This window comes from Methanobrevibacter sp., assembly GCF_017468685.1.
In the GTDB taxonomy this organism is placed as follows: domain Archaea; phylum Methanobacteriota; class Methanobacteria; order Methanobacteriales; family Methanobacteriaceae; genus Methanocatella.
Genome location: NZ_JAFUHT010000049.1, coordinates 14,643 through 33,101, shown reverse-complemented (window position 1 = coordinate 33,101; position 18,459 = coordinate 14,643). Strand labels below are relative to the sequence as shown.

General features: G+C 35.2%; 17 protein-coding genes. 6 read left to right on the top strand and 11 right to left on the bottom strand.

The window, feature by feature from the left end; translation table 11 throughout:
* Nucleotides 1-4: 4 nt before the first annotated feature.
* Nucleotides 5-853, bottom strand: coding sequence for a shikimate dehydrogenase (locus IJ258_RS06605; RefSeq protein ID WP_292804708.1), 849 nt, complete (start codon nt 851-853; stop codon nt 5-7).
* Between the two features lie 439 nt (nt 854-1,292).
* On the opposite strand from IJ258_RS06605, the gene IJ258_RS06600 reads away from it, so the two are divergent.
* Nucleotides 1,293-2,552 carry a transposase gene (locus tag IJ258_RS06600; protein WP_292804705.1) on the top strand — a complete coding sequence of 420 codons (1,260 nt, stop codon included), beginning with the start codon at nt 1,293-1,295 and terminating at the stop codon, nt 2,550-2,552.
* A gap of 81 nt (nt 2,553-2,633) precedes the next feature.
* Nucleotides 2,634-2,774, top strand: a complete 141-nt coding sequence (locus tag IJ258_RS06595; protein WP_292804702.1) for a hypothetical protein — start codon at nt 2,634-2,636, stop codon at nt 2,772-2,774.
* Between the two features lie 268 nt (nt 2,775-3,042).
* Here the strand turns inward: IJ258_RS06595 and IJ258_RS06590 are convergent, their stop codons facing one another.
* Both IJ258_RS06590 and IJ258_RS06585 read right to left on the bottom strand, forming a co-directional pair.
* Nucleotides 3,043-3,210 carry a hypothetical protein gene (locus IJ258_RS06590; protein ID WP_292804700.1) on the bottom strand — a complete coding sequence of 56 codons (168 nt, stop codon included), beginning with the start codon at nt 3,208-3,210 and terminating at the stop codon, nt 3,043-3,045.
* The gene (locus IJ258_RS06585) at nt 3,207-3,347 is read right to left on the bottom strand and encodes a hypothetical protein (protein WP_292804697.1); all 141 of its coding nucleotides are present in this window, start codon (nt 3,345-3,347) and stop codon (nt 3,207-3,209) included. Before IJ258_RS06585 ends, IJ258_RS06590 begins: the two co-directional genes overlap by 4 nt.
* Nucleotides 3,348-3,536: 189 nt before the next feature.
* Here IJ258_RS06585 and hisS point away from each other — a divergent pair, with 189 nt between their 5' ends.
* The 4 genes from hisS to IJ258_RS06565 are packed head-to-tail and all read left to right on the top strand — an operon-like array spanning nt 3,537 to nt 7,843.
* Complete coding sequence (hisS, locus tag IJ258_RS06580) at nt 3,537-4,832, top strand: histidine--tRNA ligase (RefSeq protein ID WP_292804694.1); 1,296 nt, start codon at nt 3,537-3,539, stop codon at nt 4,830-4,832.
* Between the two features lie 3 nt (nt 4,833-4,835).
* Entirely contained in the window at nt 4,836-5,243 is a 408-nt protein-coding gene (gene hisI / locus IJ258_RS06575) for a phosphoribosyl-AMP cyclohydrolase (protein WP_292804691.1), read from the top strand.
* Entirely contained in the window at nt 5,244-7,088 is a 1,845-nt protein-coding gene (locus IJ258_RS06570) for a PINc/VapC family ATPase (RefSeq protein ID WP_292804688.1), read from the top strand. It abuts the gene before it with no gap.
* 5 nt (nt 7,089-7,093) lie between these two features.
* Nucleotides 7,094-7,843: a sugar phosphate isomerase/epimerase gene (locus tag IJ258_RS06565; protein ID WP_292804685.1), complete on the top strand. Its 750-nt coding sequence runs from the start codon at nt 7,094-7,096 to the stop codon at nt 7,841-7,843.
* Here the strand turns inward: IJ258_RS06565 and IJ258_RS06560 are convergent.
* The 8 genes from IJ258_RS06560 to IJ258_RS06525 all read right to left on the bottom strand — a co-directional run bounded on the left by IJ258_RS06560 (nt 7,840) and on the right by IJ258_RS06525 (nt 18,407).
* On the bottom strand, nt 7,840-10,158 hold the full coding sequence (locus IJ258_RS06560; protein ID WP_292804682.1) for a DEAD/DEAH box helicase: 2,319 nt from the start codon (nt 10,156-10,158) through the stop codon (nt 7,840-7,842). The two genes, IJ258_RS06565 and IJ258_RS06560, sit on opposite strands and share 4 nt — an antisense overlap.
* Before the next feature lie 57 nt (nt 10,159-10,215).
* Nucleotides 10,216-11,724, bottom strand: coding sequence for a Mur ligase family protein (locus tag IJ258_RS06555; protein WP_292804679.1), 1,509 nt, complete (start codon nt 11,722-11,724; stop codon nt 10,216-10,218).
* Entirely contained in the window at nt 11,717-13,102 is a 1,386-nt protein-coding gene (locus tag IJ258_RS06550; protein ID WP_292804676.1) for a Mur ligase family protein, read from the bottom strand. Before IJ258_RS06550 ends, IJ258_RS06555 begins: the two co-directional genes overlap by 8 nt.
* A gap of 137 nt (nt 13,103-13,239) precedes the next feature.
* A complete protein-coding gene (locus IJ258_RS06545; protein WP_292804673.1) occupies nt 13,240-14,427 on the bottom strand; it encodes an aconitase X catalytic domain-containing protein in 1,188 nt (395 codons plus the stop codon).
* Between the two features lies 1 nt (nt 14,428).
* On the bottom strand, nt 14,429-15,763 hold the full coding sequence (locus tag IJ258_RS06540; protein WP_292804671.1) for a DHH family phosphoesterase: 1,335 nt from the start codon (nt 15,761-15,763) through the stop codon (nt 14,429-14,431).
* The gene (locus IJ258_RS06535) at nt 15,753-16,151 is read right to left on the bottom strand and encodes a 30S ribosomal protein S15 (protein ID WP_292804668.1); all 399 of its coding nucleotides are present in this window, start codon (nt 16,149-16,151) and stop codon (nt 15,753-15,755) included. The genes IJ258_RS06540 and IJ258_RS06535 overlap by 11 nt, the downstream gene beginning before the upstream one ends.
* A gap of 62 nt (nt 16,152-16,213) precedes the next feature.
* Entirely contained in the window at nt 16,214-16,765 is a 552-nt protein-coding gene (locus tag IJ258_RS06530; RefSeq protein WP_292804665.1) for an XTP/dITP diphosphatase, read from the bottom strand.
* 43 nt (nt 16,766-16,808) lie between these two features.
* The gene (locus tag IJ258_RS06525; protein ID WP_292804661.1) at nt 16,809-18,407 is read right to left on the bottom strand and encodes a bifunctional N(6)-L-threonylcarbamoyladenine synthase/serine/threonine protein kinase; all 1,599 of its coding nucleotides are present in this window, start codon (nt 18,405-18,407) and stop codon (nt 16,809-16,811) included.
* Between the last annotated feature and the right edge of the window lie 52 nt (nt 18,408-18,459).

The window sequence follows — 18,459 nt, the reverse complement described above, 5'->3', positions numbered from 1 at the left end:
ATCACTACAAATTAAGAGTATCCCTTAAAGCATTTTCCATCACATCAACCGGCGGGTTTTCACCAGTCCATATTCTGAAACTTTCCGCTCCTTGATACAGCAGCATCTTAATGCCATAAACTGGTTTTGCACCGGCTTTAATTGCTTCTTTTAAAAGTACAGTTTCATTAGGATTATAGACTGCATCAAATACAGCCATGTCTTCATGCAGATGGTCTGCAGTTGCAATCGGTTCAACATCAACATTCGGATGCATTCCAATCGGAGTAGTATTTATTAAAATATCTGCATCATCCAAATATGAATTAATATCATTTATTGAATCTGATTTGACATTGCCGATCAATCCTGACTCTGAAACATCCCTTGCTAACTTCTGTGCCTTATCAATGTTTCTGTTAAGTATTGTCAGTGAATCCGCACCATATTTTGCAATGTAAAATGAAATCGCCCTTGATGCTCCGCCTGCACCTGCAATAACGATATTTTTACCCTTGATTGAAGTTACCTCTTCAATAGCCTTAACAGCACCGATACCATCTGTATTATATCCTTTCATGTCTTTAAAATCAATTGTGTTTACTGCACCGATCAATTCTGCAACTTCGTCGATTCCATCCAGAAAATCCATCACACCTATCTTATGAGGGATTGTAACATTGAATCCTTTAATGTTTAATGATTTTGCACCTTCAATTGCAGATTTCAGATTTGACGGGTCAACATCAAATGCAACATATGCATAATCCATGTCCAGAGCCTTGAATGCAGCATTGTGCATTGGCGGTGAGAAACTGTGTTCTACAGGATGGCCTATCAGACCTACAATATTTGTACTTCCTTTAATATTCATATAATAATAGTTAAGTAATGAAAATATATAATTATTTCTCATGTCAATTAAAAATTATCTCAAAAAAGAATTAATAATTGGTAAAATAAAAATTAAAGAAATATAATGTCTTATAATATTTAAACAAGAAAATTGACATGATTAAAATAATAAATTATTTAACATTATTGTGTAAGAATTCTCCGGCTTCTTTAAGCCGGAGATGAATTGCACTTTTAAGCAGTGTTTTTAATTTTTAGAATTTTTTTGCAATATAAAAAAATGTGATTACTTTTCAAGTGCTCTCTTGGATAAACTCCTTGTATTATAAAAGTATATAAATAAAGTTATAGGAAAAAACAGTTTTTGATATTTTATCAAAATAAATCATGTTTTTTCATGTATAAAAAAAATTATTAGCATCTTTGTCTAAAAAAAAGAGTGTAAAGGAATAGTATTTATGGTTGATAAGAGTTTTATTTTAACTGATAAGATTGAGTTTGTCCCTGATGAGGATTTAGAAGGGGAATTAAATTTCAATTTGCGTGCCACAGGTTATGTATTCAACAAAACATTAGAATACAGTATTTACCGTGAAAACCTAGTCAAAGAATTTGCAATAGGCAAAAACTCTAAAGTCAACCGCACATACACACAAAAAATTGTTAAAAATCTAAAAAAACAAAAACAATTCCTTAAAAAAGCAGAATCCACCTGCATACAAGCATCCACCGACCGCCTAATAAAAGCCTATGAAGGATACTATAGTGGAAGAAGTGGACGTCCTAAATTCAAATCTCTTAAAGACAATCCCGTAGGATCCATTACAATCAGAAACAACGAATATCCTACCAAAGACGGAATTAAAGAGTCAATACGATGGGAAGACAACCGATTACGTTTAAACAAATTAGGATACATTGAAGTTAAATATAAACGTGACATTGATGGTAAAATCAAAGAAGCCACTATCCTAAAAGAAAATGGAAAATGGTTCGTTTGCATAGTCTACGAACTAGAAAAAATACATCCAAGAGAAAAATTCTCCACACCAGAGTTATACGTCGGCATTGATGTTGGATTAACAGACTTCCTAACTTTTTCCAACGGAAAAGTCATATCTAAACCTGATTTGAAAAGAATAAACGGAAGAATACAATATTACCAACAAAAACTTTCACGTCAAAAAGAAGGCGGATCCAACTGGAAAAAAACCCTACGAAAACTCCACAAATGGCAGAACAAGAAAAACAATGTAGTAAACGATTATTATCATAAAATATCCTACAATATCGTTAAACACTGTAAATTCATAGCAATGGAGACTCTAAACATAAAGGGAATGATACGTTCACGTAATTTAAGTAGAAGCATTCATGAAATCGGATGGGGAAAACTCATTGAAATGATACGATACAAAGCACGATGGTATGGACGTGAATTTATACAAATCGATCGATGGTTCCCTTCCAGTAAAAAATGTAATGTCTGTGGTGAAATAAATCATAGTCTAGGTCGTGATGAAAGAGAATGGGAATGCCCACACTGCCACAGCATCCTATCAAGAGATGTTAATGCGGCAAAAAATATTTTAGACGAAGGTGTACGCGCTACTGGTTCAATAGTGCTATGCTTAGTAGATTTCATGCCTACTAGTCAAGGAGAATTCATATATACTTATGAATGGAAATGCTTTGACGAAACAGTAGGTATGGCCTAAGAATCTCCGGCTTCTTCAAGCCGGAGAGGTTCAAATAAAAAGAATTAAAATAAGAAATGAAAAAAACAATGAGGTGATTTTATGGCAAAACCTATTGCAGATACTCCAACATTATATGGTAAAGAAGCTGCAGAATTTTTAAATAGGATGAATGAACCTCTTTCCAAAAAAGATAAAGAGTTTAAAAAAAGATATGATGAAACTAGAAAAGTCTTATTCTAGTTTTTTTAAATCTAGATACAAGAGGAATGTTTGATTAGGATTTCGTTCTATAATTGTATCTAGTTTTTTCTCAATTTTTCGTCATCTTTTTTCAAATTAACAAAATTATAATCAACATAGAACTTATAAGCTTTTGCATAGCCATCTACCGTAACAAACCACAAGCCAACACTTGTCTCAGCGATATTTTTAATATTGAAAAGAATATTCACCAACACATCAGAACCTAATCCTTCATTAGAATATTTCTTATCAATAGCTAACCGCCCTATTTTAATTGCAGGTAATTTTTTCTTTTTATTATAATATTTAACTGTTTTTTAATATCCTTTTTAAGATTATCATCACGAATATCTTTTAAAGGAATTGAATCCGTCAAAAGAGAAACATAACCAACAAGTTCATTATCACAGGTGATTAATTTTGTAATGCTCAATTTATCATTTTAAGGTTCAATGCATCGTTTTTTAGAAACTCGTTTAAATCTTCAGATTCACTTTCAAATCCAGAGACATCATGTTCACAAGTCAAAGTTTCAAATTTGTAATTATTCTTAATATACTCAATATCCATAGTATAACCTATATTTTTTATATATTAAATAGTTTTACCCTTAATATTTTATATTAAAATCAATAATTATGTTAAATCGTAAAATAACATGTTTAAACCAATATTGAAATTAGTGCATAATACAAAGATTATATAACTTTGTAAAACCATAATTTAATTATAATAAATATTATCAAAAGGAGCATTAAAATGGAATTTTTAAGACCAAGAGGTACAAGAGATTCCTTATTTGAAGAAATGAGAGAAAGAAAACAAGCAGAAAGTACCTTGAGAAAAGTATTTGAAAGTTATGGTTATCAGGAAATCAAAACACCATTATTTGAAGAATTAAAGTTATTTACTACTAAATCAGGAGAGGAAATTGTTGACCAGTTATACAATTTCAAGGACAAGTCTGACCGTGAATTGACTCTCAGACCTGAAATCACTGCTCCTGTTGCAAGATTATACTTAAATGAGTTGGAAAAGACTTCCACAAAGCCTATCAAATTATATTATTATGGAAGCTGCTTTAGATATGAAAGACCTCAAAAGGGAAGGTTCAGACAGTTCTGGCAATTCGGATGTGAACTGATCGGCGCTAAAACCCCACAGGGCGAAGCTGAAGTCATTGCACTATGCAGTGATGCAATACAATCATTAGGAATCACAACCGCTGACGTTAACATAAACCACCTTGGAATCATCAGAGGCCTTTTCAAACACTTCGACATTTCAACTGAAACCCAAAGGGAAATCATGGTTGTAATTGACAAAGGAGACAAAGACCTTTTAATTGAGTCATTAAGCGGCGATGAACCAGTCATCGACAATGACGAACTTAACCAAATCCTGTTAAAACTTATCGATTTGGTAGGTGACAAATCAATCATCGGTGAAGTTGAAGATTTGATTGCACCATATGAAGAGCCAAATGAATCATTAGAAGAATTAAAAGAATTAATCAGTCTACTGGATGCTTTCCAGGTTGAAAATTACACTTTAAACTTAGGTGTTGCCCGTGGACTTGACTACTACACAGGAATCGTGTTTGAGATATATGTTCCAGAGCTCGGTGCCCAAAAGCAAATCTGCGGCGGAGGATCATACTCCCTTGTCAAGGTCTTCGGAGGTCAGGAAGTTGAATCAACCGGTTTTGCACTTGGTTTTGACAGACTTATGAATGCGATTGAGGAGTTAACCGACAAGGAAGAGTTACCGCCATACCTTGATGCTTATGTTGCACCAATCTCAAAGGATGTTCGCCTGAAAGCATTTGAAATAACTCAAAATCTGAGAAAGAACGACATTAAGGTGGATGTTGACTTGAACGGCAAGAAATTCAAGAAGCTCATGAATTATGCTGATAAGATTAAAGTTCCTAAAATGATTATCATCGGCGAAAAGGATTTGGCTGAAGGAAAAGTTACCGTTAAGGATATGGTTAGTGGCGATCAGGAATTGGTTAACATTGAAAATATTGTAAGTTACTTGAAAGGAGAATAAATTATGAACATTAATTTTAGACATGAAATCAATGGGATACCAGTGATTACTGCAATTGCACAAGATGCTGAAACCAATGAGATATTAATGCTTGCAAATATGAACAAAGAAGCATTGATTAAGACCATTGAAACAGGAAATGCACATTACTGGAGCACTTCAAGAAACAAGTTATGGCTTAAAGGAGAATCCTCTGGTCATTTCCAGGAAGTTCATGAAATCCTTGTTGACTGTGACATGGATGCTATCATCCTAAAAATCACCCAGACCGGTGCAGCATGCCATGAAGGATATGAATCATGCTTCTTTAGACGCCTTAAAACCGACAATGAAATTGATATTGATAATTTAAATGATGAAGATTTGGAAATTATCTTAGAAAGACTTGTTAATCCAGAAGATGTGTATTAAATGAAATGTATAATCCCCGATACAAGTGCAGTAATCATAGGTGCAGTAAGCAAGATTGTTGAAGAAAGTAATCTTGATTATCCTGAAATCATTGTGCCTGAAGCAGTTGTATGCGAACTTGAACACCAGGCGAATGCCAATCGCTCAGAAGGACGCAAAGGTTTAAAGGAGCTTCAGAAACTACAGGCCCTTCAGGATGAAGGTGAACTTGCAGTGAGCTTTAAAGGAAAAAGACCAACAAATTATGATATAAAATATGCTAAAAGCGGTGAAATTGACTCAATTATTCGTGATGTTGCAAGAAGTGAAATGGGAACACTGCTTACAAATGACAAGGTTCAGGCTGAAACCGCAAAAGCACAAGGAATCCCCGTTTATTATTATAAACAGGAATTTAGTTTAAAGCCATTATCAATCGAGAAATACTTTGATGATGACACAATGTCCATTCATCTAAAGGAAAATGTAGTGCCAATGGCTAAAAAAGGCCGCCCAGGCCACATTGACTTTGACATTCTAAATGAAAAGGCATATACTTACAGTGAACTTAAAGAAATAGTTGATGAGATTCTTGACCGTGCCAAAAGTGATCCTAAAACCTATTTGGAATCTGATAAAGAAGGTTCATATGTTGTTCAGTCAAGAGAGTACCGTATTTCAATAGCATATCCTCCTTTTTCTGAAGCATTGGAAATTACAGCTGTTAGACCGGTTGCTAATATTGATTTAAATGAATACCATTTATCCGATAAGTTACTGGAAAGAATAAGAAATAATGCTGAAGGAATTCTCATATCAGGTTCACCGGGTGCGGGTAAATCCACTTTTGTACAGGCAATAGGTAAATACTACTCCTCAAAATTAAATAAAGTTGTAAAGACTATGGAATCCCCGCGTGACCTGCAACTGCCTGATGAAATCACACAATATGCACCCCTTGAGGGAAGCATGGAAAATACAGCTGATGTTTTATTACTTGTAAGACCTGACTATACCATTTACGATGAGTTAAGAAAAAACACTGATTTCAACATCTTTGCAGATATGAGGCTTGCAGGTGTTGGAATGATTGGTGTAGTTCATGCTACAAGACCGATTGATGCAATCCAGAGAATCGCTTCAAGAGTGGAATTGGGAGTGATTCCATCAATAGTTGATACAAGCATTTATATTGAAGATGGTGAAGTTAGAAGTGTATATGAGACTAAAATGACTGTTAAGGTTCCAACCGGAATGAAAGAGGCAGACCTTGCAAGACCTGTTATTGAAGTGCGTGATTTTGAAACAGGTGAGCTCAAAAATGAAATCTACACATATGGTGAACAGACTATTGTAATGGACATTGACCTTGTAAACGGATCTAATGAAGAAGAAAATTACAAATCCTCTGTCGACAGAATCGCTGAAAGAGAAATATTAAGAAAAGTCAAAAAACTAGTTCCTAAAAAGGCAAAGGTTGATGTTGAAGTCATTTCACCTGAAAGAGCAAATATTTACATTCCAGAAGAATTCATTCCAAAAATTATCGGGAAAAACGGCAAAAGAATAGCTGAAATTGAAGAGATGATTGGAATAAGTTTGGGTGTTGAGGTAATAGAATCAAAACCTGTTAATAAGACACCATTTGAAGTGGACATATTACATACCAAAAAGCAACTGATTTTGGAACTTGGCCGTGACAATGGTCGCAAAAACTTCGACATACAAATTAACGGAGAATACCTTCTAACCGCAACAACTTCCAAAAAGGGAGAAATCAAAATTAAAAGAGGAATTGAATTATCTGATTTCATTATAGAAGCAATTGAAATGGGATTAGAAATTACTGCAGTTCAAAAAATGTGATTAATATGAAAATTGGAGCATCAACACTAGCCGGAATAGAATACAGTTTGGAAAATACACTGGAATACATTGAAACTTTAGGATTGGATTATGCCGAACTGGTCCATCAATACCCTTGTGAAAATATAACTTCCGACATGCTGGAAAGTTTTGATTTAAAATATTCAATTCATGCACCATTCATGGATGTCAATATTGCAAGTCTTCAGGATGAGTCCAGACTGAACAGTCTAAAACAGATTAAAAAGTCAATAGACCTTGCAAATGAAATTGATGCTGAAGCAGTCGTGATTCATCCGGGAGTTACATCATTTCTTCCAAACAAGTTCTTTAAAAATGAAGTCAATGCTTTTGCAAAAGAATCTATGATTGAACTTGGCAAGTATGGTGAGGATTTAGGCGTATTGACCACTTTTGAGAATATGCCAAATTTCCCAAGCATGCTTTTCAGTGACATGGTTGAACTGAATGAATTTCTTGAAAATAACGGACTTTATATGACACTAGATATCGGTCATGCAAACCATGCAGGATTTTCCCCAGACGAGATGATTTTTGATTCAATTAAACACATACATATCCATGATAATTTTGGTGATGATGATGCACACCTACCATTAGGTGAAGGCTCAATTAAATTAAATGATATAGTCAACACTTTAGAGAGTAAAAACTTCAATGGCATCTACATACTCGAAGTAAATGACTACGATTCCATCAAAAAAAGTTATGATTATATGAAAAAGAACTTCTAAAGAAGTTTTTTTTCCTTAATTTCCTTTTCAAAATACAGATATTTGGACTCAATTACCTTTCTAATGTCATGAGCTGTTTTTTTACCGATACCTTCAACTTCCTGAAGCTGAGTTTCGGAAGCATTAAGTACTTTATCGACACTACCAAAGTGTTTCAATAAATTTTTAGCATTGACCGGCCCAATATTCGGTAGGGATTCGATGATAAACAATTGCTGCTCCATCAAGCTGACCGGTTTTTTATCTGTACGAATCTGAATAGGAGTTCTCTCACCATTCTGTTCACGAACTGCAATCCGTTTAATCATAGCTGCAGTATCCTGTGCATTTCTTGTTGGAAGAATACTAATTCCAAAATCAATTGCTATTGATGCCATAGACCCCCGAATGGCATTCGGATTAATAAAACCAGTAAATAAATCATCTCCTTCAAGAATTAAAATAGGATGCTTGAACTCTTCAGACAGTTCCTTGGCCTGCTTGAATAATCTTTTATCAACTATTGAGTCAACAAAATCCTTAGCAGTTTTTCTCTCAATTGCCACCTCATCGCTTACCTGATAATCTGCAACAGCCATGGAGCGAACCTTGACATCTATTTCCATTTCACTCAAATGTCTTATAACCTTAGAATTGCCTTCACGTGAATCAGCATAAACAATTGGAAAATCATTTTCCTCTTTTGGCCTTTCAACAACCTTAATGTTTTTTTGATTTTCCATTCTCTCGATTGCAGAGGCATTCAATTCCTCCAGAACGTCAGGATCAATTAACTGATTTTTCATCCTGTCTTCCTTGCGCATACTTGACCAGTAATAACCTTCATCACGTGTTCCTTCTGTAATTAACACTTTTACTCGTCCAGTTCTTTTACGACCGGTTCTGCCTCTTCTTTGAATCATACGTACTTCAGAAGGTACCGGCTCATATAACACTACCAGATCAACTGCAGGTATGTCAATACCCTCTTCAGCCACACTTGTTGACAATAATACATCATATTCTCCCATTCTAAAGGATTTTATTATAGCCTTTTGCTGTTTTTGTGTAAGGCCTTTTTCACCATCCTTGGAAGCCTGACCAAAGAATTTAGCTGATTTGATTCCCTCTTTTTCAAGCTTTTGATGAATCATTTCAAGTGTGTCACGATATTGTGTAAATACAATTACTTTGGATGCTGATTCATCGCTTTTATCATCAAATCTGGAAGTGGTTAATTTAGTCTGACCATTGTCACCTAATTCCTGCTTTAAGATTTTAGTGACTTCCCTGAGTTTCGGATGCTCCCATCCATGATGCTCAGCTTTTTTAGCAAGAGATATTGCACGGGAAAAATTTTCATCCCACATCAATGATTTAGCAGCTTTTGTTTTCTTTTTACGCAAACGGTCAATATATTTATTGAATGTTTGAACCCCTTGAGTTTCAATCAGCTCCTGAGCATGCTGAACATTAATTACTGCACTTAAAATAGATATTGCCTGAAACAAATCCTTATCAGGATTGGCCGAGCGAGCAATTTCCCCTTGAACTCTGCCTCTTGCCTTTAAAATATCAACTTTTGTAACTGAAACTGTTTTAATAATACCCATATTCTTTAAGGCTTTAAGTCTTATCTTAAGTGCTTTGTCGATATTTTCCTTAATTTTTTGGAGTTCACTGCTCATCTTGATTTTAACCCATTCAATTTCTACCGGATTAAAATAAGGCTTAACATCAGCATCATCTTCAGTTTTAACCACGATATTTTGAATATAAAGGTTTTCACAAACTTCCTTGATTTTATACTTATCCGAACCTGGAGAAGCTGTAAGGCCTAAAATAAGATTGAAATTGGATTCCTGAACATATCTTGATGCCAAATAAACATATGAATATGATCCAACCCCATGATGGCATTCATCAAATACTATCAATGACACATTGCTTAAATCGTACCTGCCATTCAACAGGTCTGATTCAACTGTTTGTGGTGTTGCTGAAATTATTCTTGACTCTTCCCATCTTTTAACACGTTCATCAGTTTTGACAGCTCCTGTAATTGAAGTGCATGGCAATGTGATGAATTCCTTAAAGCTTTCCTCATGCTGAATGGCCAATGGTTTGGAAGGTGCCAAAACAAGTACTTTTGAGTTTTTGACTTTGTTTAATCTGTCTGCTGCTACAAGTATTGCTACGATTGTTTTACCTAAAGCAGTAGGTGCAACTACCATAGTATTTCCTTTCTTTAATACATCTCCCGCAAGAATCTGCTGATATAATCTTGATTCGATTGCATCTTTTTTGAGTAGTGGATGATTAATGTAGCTAGCCATAGTATCATATGTATTTAACATTATTTAAAAAGGTTAAGAGAGAGCATTTGAAAAGTATTACAAGTCAAAAACAATAGATTTAAATTTGGTTGCAGCCTCACCGATTGCAATTACCATTTCACAATCCAGATTTAATGCCTTTCTTAATCCATCACGGACTTCCTCTTCAGATGCACCTAATGTAGAAGTTTTAACAAAATCGTCAACATGGTTTAAAAAGATTCTATCATTTAGTTTAGGATTGGATTTTAATTTTTCAACTGCAATCTTTTGAGAAGCAACAGAAGCAGGCACTATGAACTTTGAGAATTTGAGAACGCTGTTAAATATATCGATATCTCCTCTGTATCCTGATTCTGATGAAACTGTGATAACTGTTGTAAAATCTCCAAATAATTTTTTAAACTCTTTTAATACAGTTTCAACACCTGCAGGATTATGTGCATAATCAACAAAAATATCTTTGCCTTTTACTTTACCAACTTCCTCCATTCTTCCACTTACACCAGTGAAACTTGCAATTGTAGGTAATATCTTATCATAAGGCAAATCTAAAAACTTGTGTGCGGCAATGATTACTCCAGTCAGATTATAAACATTGTGAAGACCGTCAACACCCATTTTCACTGTTAATTTTTCTGTTGGAGTGTGCAGGTCAAATGTACGATTTGGCAAGTCAACATTTGTTGCAATGTAGTCCACTTGTGGTGTTGTTACACCGCATTGACAGAAATAGTATCCGCAACCTGAAATTATTTCTTTTACGGCCACTTCACGCCCACAGACACATTCTTTCATCCCAATTGAATCCGGCAGCTCATCCACTCCGAATGTGATTACTTCCCCTTTAAAGTCCAGTTCACGTAAAAGTCCCATTATTGTCGGATCATGACCATTTACGATTAGCTGACCCAATCCAAGCTCTTCAATGAATTCCCCTTTTACATTGGCATAATCCATAAAGCTTCCAAGGTCATTTAAATGGTCAGGTGTAATGTTAGTTATTAAACCGCCGGACATTTCAGTATTTTTAACAATTCTTCCGACAGTTCCCGGAACTCCGAATGTTCCGACTTCTAAAATTCCAACATCCCCATTGAGTCTGGACTGCAGGATTGGAATGAACTCTGCATTTCCCTGCATGCCTTCAAGTTCATGCTCACATGGTTTTATTCCGTTATCATATGCAATCTTTTTAAGAAGAGTTGTGGAGGTTGTTTTACCGTTGGTTCCTGTAATTCCAAATACTGGTTTTTCAGGTTTTATCATATCAATTACTTCAGACAATGTCAAAATTGGCTTTTCACAATTTTTTAATAATTCGGAATCTTTTGATAGACTTAATGGTGGGATAATATAATCAACTTTTTTAAAGAAAGCTTCAGGTGTTTGACCATAAAACACTTCAATGTCATAGCCTTCGAGAGATTTTGAAAATCGGCAGTCTTTTTTGAATGTTATGTCTGTTCCAACAACATTATACCCTCTTTGTTTTAGTATTCTTGCTATTAAATTACCGTTTGCTCCGCAAACACCTATAACTCCAAAGGTTTTATTTTTATTCATATTTTTTAACCCCTTTTTCAAGTCCTTTCATAATCTTATCCACAGTAGTCAGTCTGTCATATGCTATAAGTGGTCCCATGTGCAATATAATGTCTCCCGGTTTTGAGTATTTGAATGTCTCTTGGGCAGCAATTTCAATGTCATCAACTGCTACTTTTTCGATATCAGGATTTGTTATTGCATCAAGGATTTCTTGTGCTGCTTCGATTTCAACAGTTTGTGTTACTTCATTAAAACCACTGGCTATTACACATTTTAAATTATAATTGCTTACAAGCTGACCAACTTCTGCCTTGTCTCTCACAGACAGTGTGTCAAAATGGTCCAAGAACAGCACTACGCTTTCATCCTTAAAGTAATCAAGTGTGATTTTCATCCCATCGTATAAAAATGCTGAATCCAATATGACTTTTCTTCCATTATAGATACCTACATCATCCATGTGTGCAGGTAAACCTTTAAAATCAGTTAATGCATCAATAATATCCTCTTTTTTAACACCATACGTTAAAGCTATTGCACTGGCAGCAACTGAGTTTTCAAAAAAGTAGCTCATCATGTAGAAGGGTGTTGTGAAAGATTCTCCACCATGTTCTATGGTTAAAGATTCATCACCGATGATGCCTTTAAAATCAACATTTTCATCCAAAGCATAATATAATGCATCGCCTCTTTTAGGATTTATGATATCAAAGCAGGAGCGGTTTGCGATGAATGTTTCACTCATACTTTCCAGGATTAATTTTCTTTGCTGATAAAGCTCCAAGGAACCGCCAAATTCAGACAAGTGATCTTCAGCAATATTAGTTAAAAGACCAATCTTTATATCCAATCTATCCAAAAGACCGATAGTTCCATGAGGAAGTTCAAAAATTGCAATGTCACAATTATCAGCCCTGCCTTTAACAATACCCTCAATAATAGCTTCACTGACCAGATTATTTACTAATGAGGAGCAAGACCAAACATTGTAACCTGCCTGCTTAAATAAACTTGTTGTAATATATGTAGTTGTTGTCTTACCCATTGTACCAGTTATACCGATTATATCAACTGGAATTAAATCATTGACGATTGTTGAGAATTCTTCATTAGACAATACTTTTAAATCTGAATTTTTAATCATTTTAGCTATTGGTGCAGAGTCAGGTAAAGTAGGAGGCATATAAACAGCATCAAAACCATCAACAGACGGATTTTTATTGGCCATGTCTAATGTAACGCCTTCCTTTTCCATTTCAATTAAGCTTCGCTGGAATTCAATTTTAAACTCTGAAATATCTTTTAAATCAGTTATAACAACATCATGACCTAAATAGTTAAGCAATCTTGCAACAGGCCTACTAGCATTTCCAGCACCAACAACTAAATAATTCATAAAAAAGCATCCTCTAAAATTCTATTAGTATAATTTATAGATTTTATTAAATTTAATGTTTTGGAAAAACTGATTAAATGAAAAATTATATAAAAAAATAAAATTAATTAAAAATTAGAAAAAAAGAAATTAAAACCTTATTCAAACTGAATAAGATTTTCTACGTCTCCATATACAACATCAAGACCGCACATAGACGGAACATAATTTGCTGCCTTTGCAGAGTTTACTCCAATTACTTCAAAGCCCATCTCTTCAATTGGAGCCACAACCATACAAGTGTCACACACAATATTTCCACCTGCAGCTTCGATTATTTGAGTGTAACCCATCCTATCAGCAGTAGCCTTTACACTAACAGATGTGCAAATCCATAGCTTATTTTTAATAGTTTTACCTTTAACAACAGATGCAACTTCCTTAATTTCTTCAAGTGATGCATGAGGACAACCTAAACAAACTAAATCAATTTCCTTATCAGTTGTAGTTAATGATTCACGAGTTTCAGTAATTTCCTTATCAGTTATGAACATTATATCCTCAATTTCTTCAACATGATTATTATTAAATTCAGGAGTTACATCTTCAACATGATAAAGTGCAACAGAACCTGAGGATGCCAGTGCCGCTCCCAAAGTTTTTAAATTGTTATTATTTGGAGTGTTCTGGAGTTTAAAGTAAGGTATTCCTCCTCCAACAAATTTACCTATTATATAACCTAATGCTCCAAAATCTGCACCAGACAATTCAGTTGTAACATCAACAACCAAATTAGCTTTACGGTTCTGATCTAGATGGAATCCATAAAGCGGAGTTTTTCCAACAATAGCTGCTGCAAGAGCTGCCGGACCGCCTTCACGATTACTGCGAGCACCAATTACAGAATTGACATAGGCTACAGCAGATGATTCGGACCATGACACATGGTCTCTAAATCTTGGAACATTACCAACCAAATAAGGAGTACATGTACATGTTTTCGCAATTCCCAGATTGGCATAAGCATCTACAATCTCATTCTGCTTAATTGCAAAGTATTCTGGAAAACCCAACTCCTTCCAATTGTCCAAATCAGTGCCTGGAGGATTCAGTGAAGCATTAATAGTTGCTTTTCCACTTCCATCCTGCGCCAGATCCTGCAAGTATTCAAGACCTGCTTCTCCAATTGTTTTATAAGAAACACCAGATACCTGTGCTGAAGTAATGTCAACCAGTTTAGAAGCACCGTAAATATCACCCAATGCCACTAAAATATCCATACTTTTACGGATGGTTTCTCCATATTCACCATCACACATTTCTTGTTCTTCTTTTGTCAAATACATGTTAATCATTATTTAATTGATATTCAACCATCTCATCCACTAAGTGCAGGAATTGATCTTTTGCTTCATATGGTATCATTGCACCGGCTGCAATGTCATGACCTCCGCCAGTTCCCATAAAGTTATTTGATGAATCTTTAAGGGCTTTGCCCAAATTAACTCCATTTGCCACCATATCACGGGTGGTTCTGCCAGATATTTTAATGTCCTTGTGAAGTCTAGACATTCCAATGACAGGTTTTGAATCATCTAATAATTTAACAGACAATCCAATACTTGCAATTGTACCCATTACAGATTTTAAAACCTTATCCTCAGAATATAAATACTGGATGGCATTTAATTGTTGGGCACCTTCGCGTTTAATCCATTCAAGACCTTTTACTATTTGGTCACGATATTGGCGTTGAAGTCTTAAAGCAGCATCCAATGCCTGGTCACGTTCTCCAAGTGCAATACTTAAACCTAAACCCTGTTTTTTGTTTTTACCACAAGCATCAAGGATATAAGAATACTCCTCCAAGTCACGCAATAATGGAGTTTCTTTCGGAACTGTATAACAATCACCGAAAATTTCCGGATTGATTTCCATAAGCGCGTCTTTAAGAAGGTCCTTTTCTTCATCTTCCATATCTGTGAACTTGATTCCATAAGACAAATTCATTCTTTCAAGAAATTCCTGAGAACCTTCCAAATCCCCACTTATCCCTGGCAGTGGCGGTGAAAAAGTGTAAGCTAAAGATTTGAAAATAGGTTCAGAAGCTTTAGATACAATCTTTAATCCTTCATGAACTTCAACTGTACCACTTTCAAGTGCATCATTTAAAATCAACTGATTGACACCGGTAAAACCATCTTGGCCTTGCATATCACCAAATGCACCTACAAGAGCAAAATAAGCAAGATGCTTTTTGTCCAAATCACGCACGGCAAGATAAGCTGAACCTGCTCCGCATAAATCACGACTCCCATCAATTTCAAACAAATGAGGGTTGATGTGGACCACATTGCTTTCAGAAGCAGTATCGTCCACTTGGTGGTGGTCAGCAACTATAACATCATGCTTATATGTGTTAAATTCCTTAATAAATGGACTACCCATATCTGAGAAGATAAATAAATCATATTTCTCTGACCTGAGTTGATTTACTATATCTTCCTTTAACCGTGGAATAATTGTTGTGTGGAACTGAACATCTTCCTCAGCTAAAGCATTGGCTATAACTGCTGCAGCTGATATACCATCAGCATCGTTATGAGAAATTAATCTTATAACACTATCATTTTCAATATGCTCTTTGAGCATACTGGTAGCTTCACTAGCCCTATTTAACAAGGAGTGCTGCTTCTTTTGGATTATATCTCCATCCTTCAGGTAATTCGCCTTCACTTACATAGTAAGAAGCTAATTTTCTGATTCTTGCTTCAATGATAGTTAATCCTCTTTTAGAGTGTAAATCTTTAGGATTTTCTTCTAAGTGGTCTCTGATGTTTACAGCTCTTTTGATTAAGTTTAATAAGTCTTCTGGGTATTCACCAGCTTGATCATTTCTTTTTAAGATTTGGGTGATTCTTTCACCGGTCACATCTTTAACTGATGGAATTCCGTATTGGTCTCTTAAGATAATACCGATTTCGGAAGTACTTTTACCTTCTCTGTTGAATTTTAAAATCATTTCTTCAATTTCTTCATCACTATAAGTTACCCATTCTGGTCTTGCCATAATATAAACCTCTTTAAATTTTTTAAATATTAAATAAGCCCAATAATAAACAGAAAATAAAGTTATTCTTGACTAGAATACCATTCGATAAATTTCTTCAATGAATTTTTTCTATGTGAAAACTGGTTTTTCTCACTAGTTGTAAGTTCTCCGAAAGTCTTGTCCAGACTTGGAACATAAAATAAAGGATCAAATGCAAATCCCAAATCTCCTCTCTCATCAACTGCGATTTCACCTTCGACCTTGCCTAAAAAAGTCTTGGGCTCAGAATTGGGGGCACAGTACCCAATAACTGACCTGAATTCGGCATAACGGTCATCAGTATCTTTCAATAGCTTTAAAATTCCTTCATTTCCAATAGTATCTTGAACATAATGTGAATATGTTCCCGGAAATCCATTTAAAGCCTTAATGAATAAACCAGCATCTTCAACAATCACAGGTTTGTCAAGCTTACGGCTAGCATATTTTGCGCCTGATAGAGCCACTTCCTCAAGAGTTCCTTGGGGTTCTTCGTAACCCAAATCAATATGCTCAAGTTCAATGCCATAATCTTTGAAAATATTCTCTGCTTCTTTTACTTTATGTTCGTTACCAGTTATAAATGTTATCATGATTTTAATTATGATGATGATTTTTATTATAATTGATGGTCATCTAATGAGCATATCTTCCTCTAGATTCAATATCATTTATTACTTTAAGTATTGAATCATCATCATAACCTTTTAATACCAAATCAAAATATTTGACAGCAAGATTATAATCAATACTCTGCAAAGATTTTTTTAAAACAAGTAAATCAACAGCCTTATCCTCTTTTAATTGTGAGTATCTTCCAAGTCCAAAATCAATGAAAACAAGTTTACCATCATCAAATAATATATTAGAAGTTGTAATGTCACCATGAATAATATCAGCAGAATGCAGTTTGGAAATTTCACAGCCAAGTCTGAATGCCAAATCTTCATCAATTACTTCTTTAAGCATTACTCCACAAATCTCTTCCATAGTAAGGGATTTATCCGCCAAATTAACATCATATAAAACTGGTGTTTTAACACCAGCCCTTTTGGCATCACTCAATAGTTTAGCTTCCTCTTTACATCTTGCCTTTCTGATTTTATTATCAATTTCAGGGATTCTGTAGCCTTTTGGAATACGATCTTTAATGACTGCCCTTTCACCTAGATACTCACTTTTAACAATGTTTGACTCAGCACCTTTAGCGATGAACTCCACAGGCAGTTCGAGATAGGTCTTTGTATTGTCTATCCATGGAATATCCACTTCATCAGTACGGAATTTTTGAATGATATTGGTATCCTTTAAATCCATCGGTCCGAACTCATTACACATCAAAAGTCCAAGCCACGCAATCATGACACCATTGTCCCCGCAGAGCTTCATTTCAGGCATATAGAATTTAGCTCCATGCTCCTCAGACATTGTTTTGAGCATTTCACGCAACCTTGAATTGGCTGAAACCCCCCCGCACAGCATTACCTCATCCTTTTGAGTGTGTGACAGAGCACGCTCAGTTACTTCAACAAGCATTGAAAAAGCAGTTTCCTGAAGTGAAAAGCAAACATCCTCCATTGGAGTTCCTTTCTCTGCTTCTCTTAATGCCGCTGACAATAATCCTGAAAAAGAAAAATCCATTCCCTTTACGATATACGGCAAATCAACATATGAACCTTTTTTCGCCAATTTTTCTATTACCGGCCCACCAGGATGCCCCAGACCGGTTTCACGGCCGAAGTGGTCAAGACAATTGCCGACTGCAATATCCAATGTTTCACCGAATATTCTGTATCTTCCACTTTCATAAGCGATTACCTGACTGTTGCCTCCACTTACATATAAAGCCACAGGATTTACCGCACCAGTATCCAGTTTTCCAACTTCAACATGCCCTATACAGTGATTTACACCAATAATTGGTTTTTTAAGTGACAATGCAAGACTTCTAGCTGAAGTTGCCACAATTCTTAAGGCCGGCCCCAATCCAGGACCCTGTGAAAATGAAATCAAATCGATATCTGAATATTTAAGACCGGATTCATCCAAAGCCTGAGGTATCAGTTTAGGAATCCACTCTGCATGGTGTTCGGCAGCCAAACGGGGGTGAATTCCACCTTCTTCTGGATACAACTGTTTTCCAGCCATCGCCAGAATATTGCCGTCACTGTCAACTATGCCTACACCGGTTTTTTCCGCTGTTCCTTCAATTCCTAAACTTATCAAAATAATCACTGAAAAAAATTTAATTAATATAATATGTTATACTAATAGAATATAAAAATAT

Excerpts from the sequence above, each read along its gene's own strand:
- IJ258_RS06545 (WP_292804673.1), bottom strand. The coding sequence starts at position 14,427 with ATGTATTTGACAAAAGAAGAACAAGAAATGTGTGATGGTGAATATGGA.
- IJ258_RS06555 (WP_292804679.1), bottom strand. The coding sequence starts at position 11,724 with ATGAATAAAAATAAAACCTTTGGAGTTATAGGTGTTTGCGGAGCAAAC.
- IJ258_RS06585 (WP_292804697.1), bottom strand. The coding sequence starts at position 3,347 with ATGGATATTGAGTATATTAAGAATAATTACAAATTTGAAACTTTGACT.
- hisI (WP_292804691.1), top strand. The coding sequence starts at position 4,836 with ATGAACATTAATTTTAGACATGAAATCAATGGGATACCAGTGATTACT.
- hisS (WP_292804694.1), top strand. The coding sequence starts at position 3,537 with ATGGAATTTTTAAGACCAAGAGGTACAAGAGATTCCTTATTTGAAGAA.
- IJ258_RS06565 (WP_292804685.1), top strand. The coding sequence starts at position 7,094 with ATGAAAATTGGAGCATCAACACTAGCCGGAATAGAATACAGTTTGGAA.
- IJ258_RS06600 (WP_292804705.1), top strand. The coding sequence starts at position 1,293 with ATGGTTGATAAGAGTTTTATTTTAACTGATAAGATTGAGTTTGTCCCT.
- IJ258_RS06550 (WP_292804676.1), bottom strand. The coding sequence starts at position 13,102 with ATGAATTATTTAGTTGTTGGTGCTGGAAATGCTAGTAGGCCTGTTGCA.
- IJ258_RS06570 (WP_292804688.1), top strand. The coding sequence starts at position 5,244 with ATGAAATGTATAATCCCCGATACAAGTGCAGTAATCATAGGTGCAGTA.
- IJ258_RS06595 (WP_292804702.1), top strand. The coding sequence starts at position 2,634 with ATGGCAAAACCTATTGCAGATACTCCAACATTATATGGTAAAGAAGCT.
- IJ258_RS06530 (WP_292804665.1), bottom strand. The coding sequence starts at position 16,765 with ATGATAACATTTATAACTGGTAACGAACATAAAGTAAAAGAAGCAGAG.
- IJ258_RS06560 (WP_292804682.1), bottom strand. The coding sequence starts at position 10,158 with ATGGCTAGCTACATTAATCATCCACTACTCAAAAAAGATGCAATCGAA.
- IJ258_RS06535 (WP_292804668.1), bottom strand. The coding sequence starts at position 16,151 with ATGGCAAGACCAGAATGGGTAACTTATAGTGATGAAGAAATTGAAGAA.
- IJ258_RS06605 (WP_292804708.1), bottom strand. The coding sequence starts at position 853 with ATGAATATTAAAGGAAGTACAAATATTGTAGGTCTGATAGGCCATCCT.